The sequence below is a fragment of the Vibrio makurazakiensis genome (assembly GCF_050337375.1).
Lineage (GTDB): Bacteria > Pseudomonadota > Gammaproteobacteria > Enterobacterales > Vibrionaceae > Vibrio > Vibrio makurazakiensis.
This window is the reverse complement of the sequence record NZ_JAKJSW010000043.1, coordinates 1-14,547: the sequence shown is the minus strand read 5'-3', so window position 1 is coordinate 14,547 and position 14,547 is coordinate 1. Positions and strand designations below refer to the sequence as shown.

Annotated in this window: 11 protein-coding genes; 5 read left to right on the top strand and 6 right to left on the bottom strand. The window is 43.4% G+C overall.

The features are described 5' to 3' along the window. Nucleotides 1-10: 10 nt before the first annotated feature. The gene (locus L4C33_RS07105; protein ID WP_428811741.1) at nt 11-1,573 is read left to right on the top strand and encodes an arylsulfatase; all 1,563 of its coding nucleotides are present in this window, start codon (nt 11-13) and stop codon (nt 1,571-1,573) included. 140 nt (nt 1,574-1,713) lie between these two features. Here L4C33_RS07105 and L4C33_RS07100 read toward each other — a convergent pair whose 3' ends face one another. Together L4C33_RS07100 and L4C33_RS07095 are read right to left on the bottom strand one after the other, a co-directional pair. Further along, complete coding sequence (locus L4C33_RS07100) at nt 1,714-2,088, bottom strand: nuclear transport factor 2 family protein (RefSeq protein ID WP_428811740.1); 375 nt, start codon at nt 2,086-2,088, stop codon at nt 1,714-1,716. Between the two features lie 132 nt (nt 2,089-2,220). Next, nucleotides 2,221-2,625: a DUF1801 domain-containing protein gene (locus L4C33_RS07095; protein ID WP_428811739.1), complete on the bottom strand. Its 405-nt coding sequence runs from the start codon at nt 2,623-2,625 to the stop codon at nt 2,221-2,223. A gap of 461 nt (nt 2,626-3,086) precedes the next feature. Between L4C33_RS07095 and pdhA the strand changes: the two genes are divergently transcribed. Genes pdhA through L4C33_RS07080 form a run of 3 tightly spaced genes read left to right on the top strand, consistent with a single transcriptional unit; the run spans nt 3,087 to nt 6,344 of the window. Further along, on the top strand, nt 3,087-4,202 hold the full coding sequence (gene pdhA, locus L4C33_RS07090; protein WP_428811738.1) for a pyruvate dehydrogenase (acetyl-transferring) E1 component subunit alpha: 1,116 nt from the start codon (nt 3,087-3,089) through the stop codon (nt 4,200-4,202). Beyond that, entirely contained in the window at nt 4,195-5,178 is a 984-nt protein-coding gene (locus L4C33_RS07085; RefSeq protein ID WP_428811737.1) for an alpha-ketoacid dehydrogenase subunit beta, read from the top strand. The genes pdhA and L4C33_RS07085 overlap by 8 nt, the downstream gene beginning before the upstream one ends. Further along, entirely contained in the window at nt 5,175-6,344 is a 1,170-nt protein-coding gene (locus L4C33_RS07080; RefSeq protein WP_428811736.1) for a dihydrolipoamide acetyltransferase family protein, read from the top strand. The genes L4C33_RS07085 and L4C33_RS07080 overlap by 4 nt, the downstream gene beginning before the upstream one ends. 152 nt (nt 6,345-6,496) lie before the next feature. Here L4C33_RS07080 and pgsA read toward each other — a convergent pair whose 3' ends face one another. Genes pgsA through uvrY form a run of 3 tightly spaced genes read right to left on the bottom strand, consistent with a single transcriptional unit; the run spans nt 6,497 to nt 9,578 of the window. Next, the gene (pgsA, locus tag L4C33_RS07075) at nt 6,497-7,054 is read right to left on the bottom strand and encodes a CDP-diacylglycerol--glycerol-3-phosphate 3-phosphatidyltransferase (protein WP_428811735.1); all 558 of its coding nucleotides are present in this window, start codon (nt 7,052-7,054) and stop codon (nt 6,497-6,499) included. Between the two features lie 47 nt (nt 7,055-7,101). Beyond that, entirely contained in the window at nt 7,102-8,934 is a 1,833-nt protein-coding gene (gene uvrC / locus L4C33_RS07070) for an excinuclease ABC subunit UvrC (RefSeq protein WP_428811734.1), read from the bottom strand. After that, entirely contained in the window at nt 8,934-9,578 is a 645-nt protein-coding gene (gene uvrY / locus L4C33_RS07065; RefSeq protein WP_428811733.1) for a UvrY/SirA/GacA family response regulator transcription factor, read from the bottom strand. The genes uvrC and uvrY overlap by 1 nt, the downstream gene beginning before the upstream one ends. A gap of 390 nt (nt 9,579-9,968) precedes the next feature. Here uvrY and L4C33_RS07060 point away from each other — a divergent pair, with 390 nt between their 5' ends. Continuing rightward, the gene (locus L4C33_RS07060; protein ID WP_428811732.1) at nt 9,969-12,332 is read left to right on the top strand and encodes a DNA polymerase II; all 2,364 of its coding nucleotides are present in this window, start codon (nt 9,969-9,971) and stop codon (nt 12,330-12,332) included. Between the two features lie 45 nt (nt 12,333-12,377). Here L4C33_RS07060 and L4C33_RS07055 read toward each other — a convergent pair whose 3' ends face one another. After that, entirely contained in the window at nt 12,378-14,459 is a 2,082-nt protein-coding gene (locus L4C33_RS07055; protein ID WP_428811731.1) for a PTS sugar transporter subunit IIC/EAL domain-containing protein, read from the bottom strand. Nucleotides 14,460-14,547 lie beyond the last annotated feature (88 nt).

Here is a 14,547-nt window from a genome sequence, read left to right as displayed (position 1 = left end):
TGGAGTCCTTATGGCTACCCAAATCAATAAACTTGCATTAGGCGTTGGTCTACTCGCCGCTTCGACAGCAGTATCCGCAGCTGAAAAACCTAACATTCTGGCTATCTGGGGTGATGATATTGGTGTATTCAATATCAGTGCTTACAACAACGGGATGATGGGGTACGAAACGCCAAATATYGACCGAATTGCGAACGAAGGTGCGCTATTTACCGATCACTACGGACAACAGTCTTGTACTGCTGGTCGCGCTGCGTTCCTAACAGGTCAAGAACCTTTCCGTACAGGTCTGCTGACCATCGGTATGCCCGGCTCTGACCACGGTATCCCAGATTGGGCTCCAACTATTGCTGACCTTCTAAAAGAACAAGGCTATATGACAGCTCAGTTCGGTAAGAACCACATGGGTGACCAAGACAAACACCTTCCAACGAACCACGGTTTTGACCAGTTCTTCGGTAACCTATACCACTTGAACGCAGAAGAAGAGCCAGAAACATACTACTACCCTAAAGATCCTGAATTCCGTAAGAACTTTGGCCCTCGTGGTGTAATCAAATCGACTGCCGATGGCAAGATTGAAGATACTGGCCCTATGACGCGTAAGCGTATGGAGCACGCGGATGAAGAGTTCCTAGAAGAATCTCTGGCCTTCATGGAAAAAGCGGTTAAAGCTGACAAGCCTTTCTTCATCTGGCACAACACCACTCGTATGCACGTGTGGACGCGTCTTCAAGAAAAGTACCAAGGTAAATCTGGTATCAGTATCTATGCTGACGGCATGTTAGAGCACGATGACCAAGTTGGTGTGCTACTAGACAAGCTTGATGAACTTAAAATCGCAGACAACACAATCGTAATCTACTCAACAGATAACGGTGCTGAAACGGTTTCATGGCCTGATGGTGGTGCAACTTACTTCCACGGTGAGAAAGGTACAACTTATGAAGGTGGTATGCGTGTTCCTCAGCTAGTTCGCTGGCCGGGTACGATTAAACCGGGAACTAAAATCAACGATATCATGGGCCACCAAGACTGGATTCCAACTCTATTAGCTGCGGCTGGTGACGATAAAGTGGTTGAGAAGCTAGCGTCTGATAAAGGTGCTCGTTACAACGGTAAAGACTGGCGTGTTCACCTTGATGGTTACAACTTCTTACCTTACTTCCAGGGTAAAGAAGAAAAAGGACCTCGTGACAGCATGCTTTACTTCTCTGCAAACGCTGAGCTAAACGCAGTACGTTGGAATGACTTCAAAATCTCATTCGCGGTAATGGACGGTAACATTGTTGATGCAGTACGTTTCCAGCCAAACTGGCCTCAAGTTGTTCACCTACGTGCAGACCCATTCGAGAAAGCACCTCACGAATCTGGCATGTACCTACGCTGGATGGCAGACAACATGTGGCTATTCGTACCAGTTGGTGGAAAAGTACAAGAGTTTATGGATACTCTACCGGGCTACCCAATGCAACAAAGCCAAGTGTTAAACCCTGGTAACTTCAACCAAAACGCATACATGCTTCAAGGTAAACTTAAGCAACTAGAAGCGGCAAGCCAACAGGCTCGATAATTATCGACTAGCCGGCAACATCCTTAAACTTGTTGCTAAGTTGATAGACTTAACGCTTATACAATGAAAAAGCCGAGTTCATATAATTGAACACGGCTTTATTATCAACATAAAGATAGAAGTGATAAGCGAATATCAGCCTACCCCATAAAACTCACTCTAACGATCTTACCATTTTGTACTTCATAAGCTGCGATAACTCGAACACTGTTATCTATCTTGTCAGGGCTTTGACTTGCCGACTCAGCAAGTTCATGGTCCACCAGATACCGACCTTGAACAATACGCTTCAACGCTGAAGCATGAAGRTATTTTAACCCTTCGAATTTTTGTTCATAGCGCTCTTTCAAAGCTTGCTTACCTCGGATCTGAATACCCACAGAGAATAAACTAATCTCAATATCGTCGTGATAACACGCGATAAAAGCATCAATATCGCGCGCATTATAAGCCGCGAGTTGAGCGTCCACCACTCGAATGGTTTCTTGTTCAGCTTCAGTAAACGTATCTGTCATGATCTAATCCCTTAAATATCCTTATAAAATACTAACCTATTATCGGAGTTTTGCAGCATTCCTGCTTACACAGCCCCTCAAAGTACAATACAGATCTCACGCGGGTTTTCTCAGCTTAACTATATACATTGGCTACGCACCCAATAAAGGGAGGTGTTTGATTTTTTGGTATGTAAGAGCCATTAACAAACATTGAGTAATTTCATCAACAGGCAACGGTTTACCAAGGCTCAACACTATTGCTCGATTACCTTGAAAGTCCAGCCTATCAGAGTGAAGCTCACGAAAAGTATCAACAAGACGTGTTTTACAATTGAAATAGATAAAGTAATTTGATGGAGACTTAAGTTTCCAGTCAATTCGAATAGTACTGCCACTTTTCACTATGTAGCTAGGCTCGCCCCACTTTAAAGTTTCTTCTACAGGAGATGCACCCACACTTTCAGCCAAATCTAGAATCAGACTTCTTAGCTCTGACAGTCGTGTTTGTACATCATCAGGATAGGACGCAATTTTTTGCTTAACCAATGGATTCACAGCACTCTCTCCTTTCCAAAACTTCCTCCCGATCACAGTATGCCGGTAATGTTTTATACAAAATCAAAGAAGATTATCAGCATAATAATCTTGCGAATTTGAGTTTACTGGTAGTGAATATCTTCAATTTATAACATTCGTCATTTCAAAAACCGATATTTTCTTCTGTTTTTGGAACCTTGATAGATACGAATATAGTATGAGACACCATTTAAAGAGGCGAAATTGAACTCTTTAGTTACACTTAATGTATCTGGTTGTATCAATATTCATCGCTAAATAAAGTGAAGTTGCTAGTAACATTCAATATCACTCGATGTATTTTCAGAACAATGCTTCAAGTATGTAGGTTCTGACTAATGATAATAAATGGCTAGTTTTTAGATACAGCTCATCGCACAGCCATGTGACCCGCTGAACCTTGCTCGCACTGTAGAGCACTGAATCAGAAGGAGCTTGAGATGGACGTTCAAGAATTACCCATGCATCGGTTTATTGACCATCATGGCAATCTAGTCAATGAAATGCCCACTTGGGCTCAACCTGACATCCTAAAAGGGTTCTACCGAGACATGGTATTGACCCGAACCTACGACAACAAAGCTGTTGCCCTACAGCGGACAGGCAAACTTGGTACTTACCCTTCTCATTTGGGTTCTGAAGCAATTGGCATCGCGATTGGTCGAGCGCTTCGAAACGATGACGTTTTCATCCCCTACTACCGAGACATGCCAGCTATGTGGGCAAGAGGCATTCCAATGGAGAAAAACCTCCAATACTGGGGAGGTGATGAAAGAGGCAGTGATTTCTGCCCGTCAAATGATCCATCGTTCGATAGTTCAACTCAATCTCGCTGTCTCGATCTTCCTTTCTGTGTACCAATTGCTACCCAATGTACTCATGCTGTAGGGGTCGCTTCTGCACTTAAAATCGAAGGTAACCATAAAGCAGCACTTGTTGTTTGTGGCGATGGAGCAACCTCTAAAGGTGACTTCCTAGAGTCCATAAACTGCGCAGGAACATGGAATATTCCCCTCGTGTTCGTTGTGAATAACAACCAATGGGCGATCTCAGTACCACGTGCACTTCAATGCGCGGCAGAGTTCCTTTCTGAAAAATCCAAAGGAGCGGGCATAGACGGAATTACCGTCGATGGCAATGACATAGTAGCTATGTATGACTGCATATTGTCTTCGCTAGATAACGCACGTAAAGGAAAAGGTCCGACGCTCATTGAAGCCATTAGCTACCGGCTTGGCGATCATACTACCGCTGATGATGCCACACGCTATCGTAGTCAAGATGAACTGAACAATGCCTGGAAATTTGAGCCAATCGCTCGGTTAAAAACCTACTTGGCCAGTCATGATTTATGGTCTGAACAAGAAGAAGAGGAATTACAAGAACACTGTAGAGTAAACATCGAGAAAGCCGTCGAACACTACTTAAACTTACCTCTACAGCCACCTGAAACGGCCTTCGATTACCTCTATGAAGTTGCGCCACAAGAAATAAACCAACAACGCGACGAACTCATTAACAAAGCAATGCGTATGCAAGGGGGTAAGCATGGCTGATATCACCTTGCTAGAAGCCGTAAACCTCGCGCTGCATCATGAAATGCAAGCTGACTCGAATGTTGTCGTTCTTGGGGAAGACGTAGGAGACAATGGAGGTGTATTTCGAGCAACCGTTGGGCTAAAAGAAAAGTTTGGGCTAAAACGAGTCATTGATTCACCTCTTGCTGAAGCGTTAATCGCTGGAGTTTCAGTTGGGATGGCCTCTCAAGGTCTACGCCCCGTTGCTGAGTTTCAGTTTCAAGGTTTTGTCTTCCCGGCGATGGAGCATTTAATGTGTCATGCAGCTCGAATACGGAATCGAACTCGGGGACGTTTAACCTGTCCTGCAGTTTTCAGAGCGCCTTTCGGTGGAGGTATCCATGCTCCCGAGCATCACTCCGAAAGCGTTGAGGCGTTGTTTGCCCACATTCCCGGATTCAAAGTGGTAATACCCTCCTCGCCTCAGCGAGCCTATGGCCTATTACTCGCGTCCATTCGCAGCAATGATCCTGTCATGTTTTTTGAACCAAAACGCATCTATCGCACCGTCAAATCTAATGTCGAAGACAACGGGCAAGCCTTACCGCTCGATACTTGCTTTACGTTACGTAAAGGTCGCGACTTAACCCTAGTTACATGGGGAGCTTGTGTTGTCGAGTCACTTCAAGCGGCTGATACGCTGTCCCAGCAAGGAGTTGAAGTCGAAGTCATTGACCTAGCCAGCATCAAGCCACTCGATATGAACACAATATTCCAATCACTAGAAAAAACTGGACGATTACTCGTGGTACATGAAGCAAGTAGAACCTGTGGTGTAGGTGCTGAGATTATATCTAGAACGGCAGAGCAGGCTATGTGCTTATTAAAAGCCCCACCTAAACGAGTCACAGGTATGGATACCATTATGCCCTATTACCGAAACGAAGATTTTTTCATGATTCAGGAAGACGATATCGTGCTCGCCGCGCGTGAACTTGTGGAGGGCTGGAAATGAAGTCATTTATGTTACCCGACCTAGGTGAAGGGCTAGCCGAATCTGAAATAGTGCAATGGCATATTGAACCAGGTGATACCGTCAAACTTGACCAAATTGTTGTAACGATTGAAACGGCCAAAGCCATTGTTGAAGTCCCTGCCCCGTATAGTGGAAAAATCATCAATCGCTACGGAAACGAAGGAGATGTCATCAATATTGGTAGCCTTCTTCTTGAAATCGAAGAAGTGGGTGCAACCGTTTCAGCAACATCCGAATCTTCAGCCGCTCTTCAGGAAACAAAAAAAGAAGATGCAGCAACGGTGGTGGGAAATGTTTCACACCAAAGCCACCACGTCGATGTCGATAACTTTTGGGTTGGTAATGAGTCTAACCACTCACCGTCTTCAGAAGATCGTATAACTGCAATGCCTTCAGCAAGGCTCCTAGCTCAAAAACTGGGCGTTAACCTAGAAAGTGTTACTGGGACTGGCCCTAACGGCGTCATCATTGATACTGATATTTACACCGAATGCGACAACCAGTTACCAGGCACGGAAGTTTTAAAAGGCGCACGACGAACCATGGTCAATACCATGGCAGAGTCACACCACAACGTCGCGGCTGTAACCATTACAGAAGAAGCCTTGTTATCCGAATGGCTACCGAATGAGGATATTTCAATACGTCTAGTGCTTGCCGTTGTGCATGCTTGCCAGCAGGAGCCTGCGCTTAATGCTTGGTTCGATGCTGAAACCATGACGAGGTGCGTTCACAGCACCGTAAACGTTGGTATCGCCGTAGACAGCGCTCATGGGCTTTATGTACCTGTGCTACGCCACGCCGATGACTACAACGCGAAAGGCATCCGCCAATGGTTAGATACTACGGTGCAAGGAATTAGAGAACGTAAAATCGGCCGAGAGCAGTTACAACACGCTACCATTACACTTTCAAACTTTGGCGCCATTGCAGGCATCTACGCGACGCCTGTCGTTTCCCCACCGCAAGTTGCGATTTTGGGTGCAGGCCGTATCATCAAAAAAGTCGTAATGATCAATGGGCAGCCAGTCGAAGTTAAAGCAATGCCGCTATCTATGACGTTTGACCATAGAGCTTGTACTGGAGGGGAAGCCGCTCGTTTTATCAAAACATTAGTAGACCATTTGCAACGCGCAACGATATAGCAGCTTCAACGTAACAAGCGAACGGCTAAAGCTCCAACCAGCCATCGCTATATCAAGAGCCTCCAGTAAGTTTACTGGCTATAAAAAATAAAAACGGCCACTAAATTAGTGACCGTTTTTATATTAAATTCTTTTAGAGCTTTAGCTGACGATTAATGATGTTGCTCGTCTAGCAAATCATCTTTTGCAGCCATTAGGTATTGAGCCATTGACCAGTAAGTAAGGATAGTGGCGATATACAAAGCTGCAAACCCAACCCAAACCATCCAGTCATCATAACGCCAAATCAGAACCCAAAGAGCGAACATTTGCGATACTGTTTTGACTTTACCAACCCAAGATACTGCCACACTTGCTCGTTTACCAATCTCTGCCATCCACTCACGCAAAGCAGAAATAATAATTTCTCGTGCAATCATAGTCACAGCTGGAATAGTGACCCAAATAGAAGCGTAGTGCTCAGTAACAAGAATCAAAGCAGTGGCAACTAACACTTTATCAGCCACGGGATCAATAAAAGCACCAAAACGCGAAGTTTGTCCTAACTTACGAGCCAACATTCCATCTAGCCAGTCGGTAAATCCAGCAACCCAGAAAACCATTGCAGCTGCAAATGGCGACCATTCATAAGGTAGATAAAATACAACGACAAAAACAGGAATGAGAAATAATCTCAATAACGACAAAATGTTGGGTATATTCAAACGCATAGTATTGGGCTCTATTTAGATTGCGCGTTTATGGTGCGGGATTTTTACTATTGTTTCAATGCTTGATAAATGTTTTCTGCCAAAGAATGGCTAATACCGGGTACTTTGGCTATTTCTTCAACACTTGCACGTTTGAGTTCCTGTAAACCACCCATATATTTGAGCAAAGATTGGCGACGCTTAGGACCAACACCTTCAATCCCCTCAAGTGCACTTGTACGACGAGTTTTCCCTCGCTTTGCTCGGTGACCCGCAATTGCGTGATTATGGCTTTCGTCACGAATATGTTGGATCAAGTGCAATGCTGGTGCATCACTTGGCAAATTAAACTCTTCACCGTCTAGTGTGATAAGTGTTTCGAGCCCAGGCTTACGAGTAACACCTTTAGCAATACCAATCATACGTGGGCGTTTCGGCCAATCATCCCAAAACTTCGCTATGATTTCATGCGCTCGATTCAGTTGTCCTTTACCACCATCAATAAAGATAATGTCAGGGATTTTTTCTACATCGAGTTGCTTGGAGTATCTGCGTTCTAATGCCTGCCCCATCGCCGCGTAATCATCCCCGCCAGTAATGCCAGTAATATTGTAACGGCGATACTCAGGCTTAACTGGGCCTTCTTGGTTGAATACAACACAAGATGCGATGGTACTCTCACCCATGGTATGACTGATATCAAAACATTCCATACGTGAGATTGAGTCTATCGCAAGTACTTCTTGAAGCTCTTTAAAACGCTGATTAATCGTCATTTTATGATTAATCTTGGTCGTAATTGCCGTCAAGGCATTGGTATTAGAAAGCTTGAGGTAACGGCTGCGAGTACCTGTTGGATTAACATGGAAATGAATCTTTCGACCAGCCACTTCACTTAATGCTTGTTGCATAGGAGTAAAGTCGTCCATTAACCCTTCATTTAAAATCAACCTCGTCGGAATACTACGCGCTTCATTGTGCGCCAGATAATACTGACTCAAAAAGCTCGCAAACACTTCTTCGCGGACGGTATTTGAAGGAATCTTAGGGAAATGACTACGGCTGCCTAACACTTTACCTTGGCGAATCATCAAAATATGAATACAGGCTACGCCGTTTTCTTGCGCAAAACCGAGCACATCCATATCTTCCATTGTGTCTTMAGATACAAACTGCTGCTCTTGAACCCTTCGAATTGCTTGGATTTGATCGCGAAACCTCGCCGCATCTTCAAACTTGAGTTGACGACTTGCTTCATCCATTTTTCCGATCAAGGTCTCTAGTACAACCTTATCTTTGCCCTGCAGAAACAACTTTACGTAGTTAACTAATTCCGTGTAATCCTCATCAGATATGATCGAAGAAACACACGGCGCAGCGCATCGACCAATTTGATACATCAAGCATGGTCGAGTTCGATTAGCGTAAACAGTGTCTTCACATTGTCGTACAGGAAATATCTTTTGAATAAGATGCAGTGTTTCTCGTACTGCTCCTGAATCTGGGTATGGCCCAAAGTACTCGCCTTTGCGTCTTTTTGTACCACGATGCATCGACAATCTTGGGTGTTTATGACCGCTAATAAAGATATAAGGGTAAGATTTATCATCGCGCAGCAGAACATTATATTTAGGCAAATATTGCTTAATATAGTTGTGCTCTAAGATTAAGGCTTCCGTTTCTGTATGAGTGATAGTGACATCGATCTTGTCGATATGGCTAACAAGCGCGCGTGTCTTTTCACTGTCGACTTTTTTACGGAAGTAACTGGAGAGGCGTTTCTTGAGGTCTTTGGCTTTTCCGACATAAATAACAACAGCCTCGGCGTTATACATACGATAAACGCCAGGCTGATTGGTTACTGTGCTAAGGAAAGCAACTGAGTCAAAAGCGGGTGTCACTACAAGGTCTCAGTATCTAGCATTCCATGTCTAATCGCCAAGTGCGTAAGCTCTACATCACCACTGATGTCTAGTTTACTGAACAGTCGGTAGCGGTAGCTGTTAACTGTTTTTGGGCTTAGATTTAGCTGTTCTGAAATGTCCGTTACTTTCTGACCTTTAGTTATCATCATCATGATTTGTAATTCACGCTCAGATAAATCAGCAAACGGATTTTCAGAGGCAGGAGAAAATTGGCTTAGAGCCATCTGCTGCGCTATTTCAGGCGAAATATAACGCTGGCCACTGTGGACCACTCGTATTGCATTCACCATTTCATCTGGCCCAGCACCTTTGGTTAAATAACCGGCTGCACCAGCTTGCATCACTTTCGTTGGAAACGGATTTTCCGTATGAACAGTTAAAACGATAATTTTCACATCAGGATTAAATCGCAGGATCTTTTTGGTTGCTTCAAGGCCACCGATACCCGGCATATTCATATCCATTAAAATAACGTCAGTATTATTACTCCGACACCATTTCGCTGCATCTTCACCGCTTTCAGCTTCCCCTGCTACGTTCATCCCACGGACGTCTTCAATAATACGTCGTATCCCTGTGCGAACCAGCTCGTGATCATCTACAAGGAAAACATTTATCAAACTTGTATCTCCACACTATTAAATTGTTCTGCAACCACTAAAAAGAGGTCTGCAGTATAGCTGCCTATTTTAACGCACTTTTAAAAAAAAGCTCACTCTGAATATGTGCTCAAACGCAAAGTTTAGCAAGAACTTATTTACGTGATGACTCTATAACGAATTTCACCACCAATTAAGTCATTGCATTTCAACACATAAATGTAAAATCGCATACTCATCAAGGTTTTGCAATTATATGCAATTAATCTAACCCAAAGTAGTAGTTGCTTGGTTAAATGATAGTCAAAAACAGCCATTAGCGAGTCATTTTTATGTAAAGTAATAAATACCCCTGCCTTTCAAAAGTCGATTTGTTACTATTTGGCTTCTTCTCTTGGTTTGGTCGTTAATTTGGAAATCCAGCAAGGCTTTGTTCTTACAAGGCAAGCCCGTGACTATTCGGGCAGCACACAAATTGAGCTTTGGTTAAGTACACCAAATGGCCCAGTGTTACTGACCATCCCAAAGGAAAAGCCGGTTTTCTTTATTGAACAAAGCAGCACAAACCAAGTGTTAGAGCTAGCGGCAAAAGAAAACATTCAGTGTCAAATTAAGCCTCTATCCATCTCTACGTTTGACCWCATTCCACTATCTGCATGTTACTTTCAGCTTAACCGCGCAGCGATGAGCTTTTCTCAAATACTGCATGCAGAAGATATTGTTACCTACGAAAGTGACATTAAGCTTGCAGACAGATACTTAATGGAACGCTTTATTAAAGGCAGTGTTGAGTTTTCTGGCTCCGCTACCCGAAAATCAGACTTCACTCATTTTCAGCAAGTGAAGTGTCGCTCAGGCAATTATCTTCCAAATTTATCTGTTGTTTCTATTGATATCGAGTGTTCTGAAAAAGGTATTCTTTATTCTATCGGGTTCGATAGCCCAATGGACAGTCGAGTCATTATGATTGGTGACAAGCAAGATTGTGATACGCCTGTCCAGTGGGTCAAAGATGAGCAAGCTCTACTGGTTGCAATGATCGAGTGGTTTGCTCGTTTTGATCCAGATATCATCATCGGATGGAATGTAATAGATTTCGATTTTAAATTGCTGCACAAGCGCGCTGAATGGCACAACCTAAAGCTAAAAATTGGCCGCAACAACCAACCAAGCTTCTTTCGAACGTCCTCTCAAAGTCAGCAAGGATTCATTACCATTCCAGGACGAGTTGTACTGGATGGCATTGATACTTTAAAAACGGCAACTTTCCACTTTCGCTCTTGGTCATTAGAATCCGTCTCAAGGGAAATGCTCGGTGAAGGCAAAGACATACACAATGTCCATGACCGAATGGACGAAATCAATCGCATGTTCAAATACGATAAGCCAGCGCTCGCCAAGTACAATCTGCAAGACTGTGCCTTGGTTAATCGGATATTCGAACATACTCACCTACTCGACTTTGCCATTGAACGCTCAAGACTAACTGGCGTTGAACTTGATCGTGTAGGCGGCTCTGTCGCCGCGTTTACGAACTTGTATTTGCCACAAATTCACCGCGCTGGCTACGTTGCGCCAAACTTGGCACCAGAAAACTGGATCGCAAGCCCCGGTGGTTACGTGATGGATTCAATTCCGGATCTGTATAACTCGGTTCTCGTGCTCGATTTCAAGAGCCTATACCCTTCGATTATTCGTTCATTCCTAATTGATCCAATGGGGCTAATTGAGGGACTGAAGCAAGATATAGGTACAGACCTAGACCAAGCTGTTCCTGGCTTTCGCGGCGGGCAATTTCACCGTGAACGCCACTTCCTGCCACAAATGATCGAAGATTTATGGGCAGCGCGAGACGTCGCTAAACGCAATAACGAAAAAGCCTTTTCACAAGCAATTAAGATCATCATGAACTCCTTTTATGGTGTGCTTGGATCTTCTGGCTGTCGTTTTTTCGATACTCGACTCGCATCTTCGATCACAATGCGTGGGCATGAGATCATGAAGAAAACCAAGATCTTAATTGAAGATAAAGGCTATCAAGTGATCTACGGTGATACGGATTCAACATTCGTTTCACTCAACGGAAGCTACTCGCAATCTGAAGCCGACAAGATAGGCAACACGTTGGTGGACTACATCAACCAATGGTGGACTGATCACCTTCGTACTGATTACAACCTGACTTCTATCCTTGAGCTAGAGTACGAAACTCACTACCGGAAGTTCTTGATGCCAACCATCAGAGGTTCTGAAACAGGATCGAAGAAGCGTTATGCAGGACTGATCGGATCTGGGGACGATGAAAAAATTATCTACAAAGGGTTAGAAAGTGCGCGAACAGACTGGACGCCATTGGCTCAAGAGTTTCAGCAAACTCTGTATAAGATGGTTTTCCACGGTGAAGAGCCGAGTGCCTACGTTCGTGCTTTTGTTGAAGACACCGCCATGGGTAAACATGACCACATGTTGACCTATCAAAAGCGTTTACGTAGAAAACTTCACGAATACCAGAAAAACGTTCCGCCGCAAGTGCGTGCAGCGCGCCTTGCTGACGAATTTAACGCGAAATTAGGTCGACCATTACAATATCAAAACAAAGGCAGAATTGAATACGTCATTACTTTAAATGGGCCAGAACCCAAAGAGTATCAACAAAGCGCTATCGACTATCAGCACTACATCGACAAACAATTAAAGCCTGTCGCTGACGCAATCCTTCCATTTATCGGTCTAGACTTTGAGCGAATTTCTGCGCCTCAACTTGGTTTGTTTTAATAAAGAAACGACAGTATTCAGCACGTAGAAAAACACAACCTCCCATTAACCTGCTGACGATGTTTGGTTATGTAAATGGCAATAATCAACAAACTGCTCTAGCGGTAGAGAGCGACTAAAATGCCAGCCTTGTACGGAAATGTCATGATTTTTCGGAATATGCTGTAACTGTTCAGCCGTTTCTACTCCTTCGACTACTACGTTGATGTCTAGCCGAGTTGCAATCGTTAAAATGCTCGAAAATACTTTTTTACCCTTGTCTGAATCCAAAGCAAGGACGAACGAACGGTCCACTTTAATTGCATCAATCTCGAAACGATTCAAATAGCTTAATGAAGAAAAGCCCGTGCCAAAGTCATCAATGTAAACTTTCACACCTAATTGATGTAATCGATTGAACGATCTAATCAATTGCAGCTCATCAACTAACAGTGTCTCTTCCGTTATTTCTATATGTATCTGACTCGCGACTGGTGTAACCGCTTTAACGATTTGATCCATAGCCGATTCACTGACTAAGGTATCTGGAGAAATGTTAATACTCACCGGAACAAAGGCTTTTCTATCGTTCCAAGTAAGAATATCTTTTGCCACTTGTTTAAACACCCAGATATCAACATCTTTCATTAGCCCAGCTTGCTCAAACCAAGGTAAAAATGCACCGGGATAAATCAACGTCCCATCGTTGTTTGTTGCTCTTATCAGCGCTTCGCAGCCGATCACACCTCCAGTCAGCGTCGAAATTTGCGGTTGGTACTCCATACAAAACTCTTGTCGACTGATCACATCTAAATGTTCTTCCATTTTTTTCGCTCGTTTTTCTTCATGTTGAGCAACGGTGATCGGATCGTCACTTAGCATTTCCGCTTCTTCCTGGCGTCTTGTATACGTTGTGTCTAGAAATGGAAAATAGATTTTTCGGTTGCCATATACCTGATTCAATCCTCGAACCGCAGGAAGATAAATTAATGCCCCGACAAACAAATTCGTTAATTGCAGAAACAGCGCATTGATATCTCCTTCTGTTGATATCCATGCATTAATGAGCACAGGGCTGTTGAAAGGCACCGAAACACTTGGTGATGTCACCCATCCCATTTGGATTGCAAACATAGAAGAACAAACATTGACGATAGGAACCAATAAGAATGGAAGAAATAAGCGAGGGTTAAAAATGATAGGCAGCCCGAAAAGCAGGATTTCATTCACATTGATTAAGCCTATCGGAATACTGGCGATTGCTATCACACGTAAGGCTTTTTGCTCCGAAAATATCAATAGTGCCAACACTAAAGACAAGGTTGCACCGCTACCTCCAATAAATACAAAAGACCCCATAAAAGAAATGTTCATTGGATAAGGGCCAATCCCTCCCGCAAGAAAAGTCGAATAGTTTAAATTTGTCGCTTCTTGCAAATGTTCAACTAAAGGTAATAAAGCGTAGTAGCCGTGTACCCCAATAAACCAAAGTGTTGAGTTGAGGGCAGCAAACACAATTCCAAACGAATATGGTTCATTTGCATAATCAAGGGAAACACCAGTAAGTAAGTGATTACTTACTATGATGGTAAAAATGGACGTGTTTACGACTATGACTACGATGCCAGTAATCAAAGCAGGTAAAACTAGATTAAGTGACTCTTTAACAATTTTTCCGCCGCTATTAGAATTCGTCAATCTAAGGCTGTTGAATTTAAGCAAGCTCGCGAGAATAGACGTCGCATACAAAGGCGTAATTATTGCGATGATGATATTGAAGGTTTGGAAAGCTTCCTGACTTGGCAGAATCTCACCAATAACCACTAAGTAAAGAACAGAAAGCAGAGCAACAGGCGGCCGAGGCAACTTCCACTGCATAGCTAATACATATGAGAGTGCAGCAGTCATTAAATACGGGAAAAACGCAGCAATCACATCATGAATTGCGTAAAGCGCGCTTACCGACTCCGTTCTTCGCCCATAGAAAAACTCTCCTATACTCGCGAAAAACAAAGCAAACGAAGAGAACATCAGACAAGGGAGCAACCATATCATCCCTTCTCTAAGTGCTAATAAAGACGGTGCGATGAATTTAAGACCAAAGGCTTCAACATGATTCCAAGCTGAGCGCGCTTTGGTAGCTATCATATATACCTTCCCTCTAAAGTTACTGACCTTTTTAAAAGTTAGCATATAAAAAGAGGTTGTCATTGTTCGCTTTGACTAATGTCTAAAT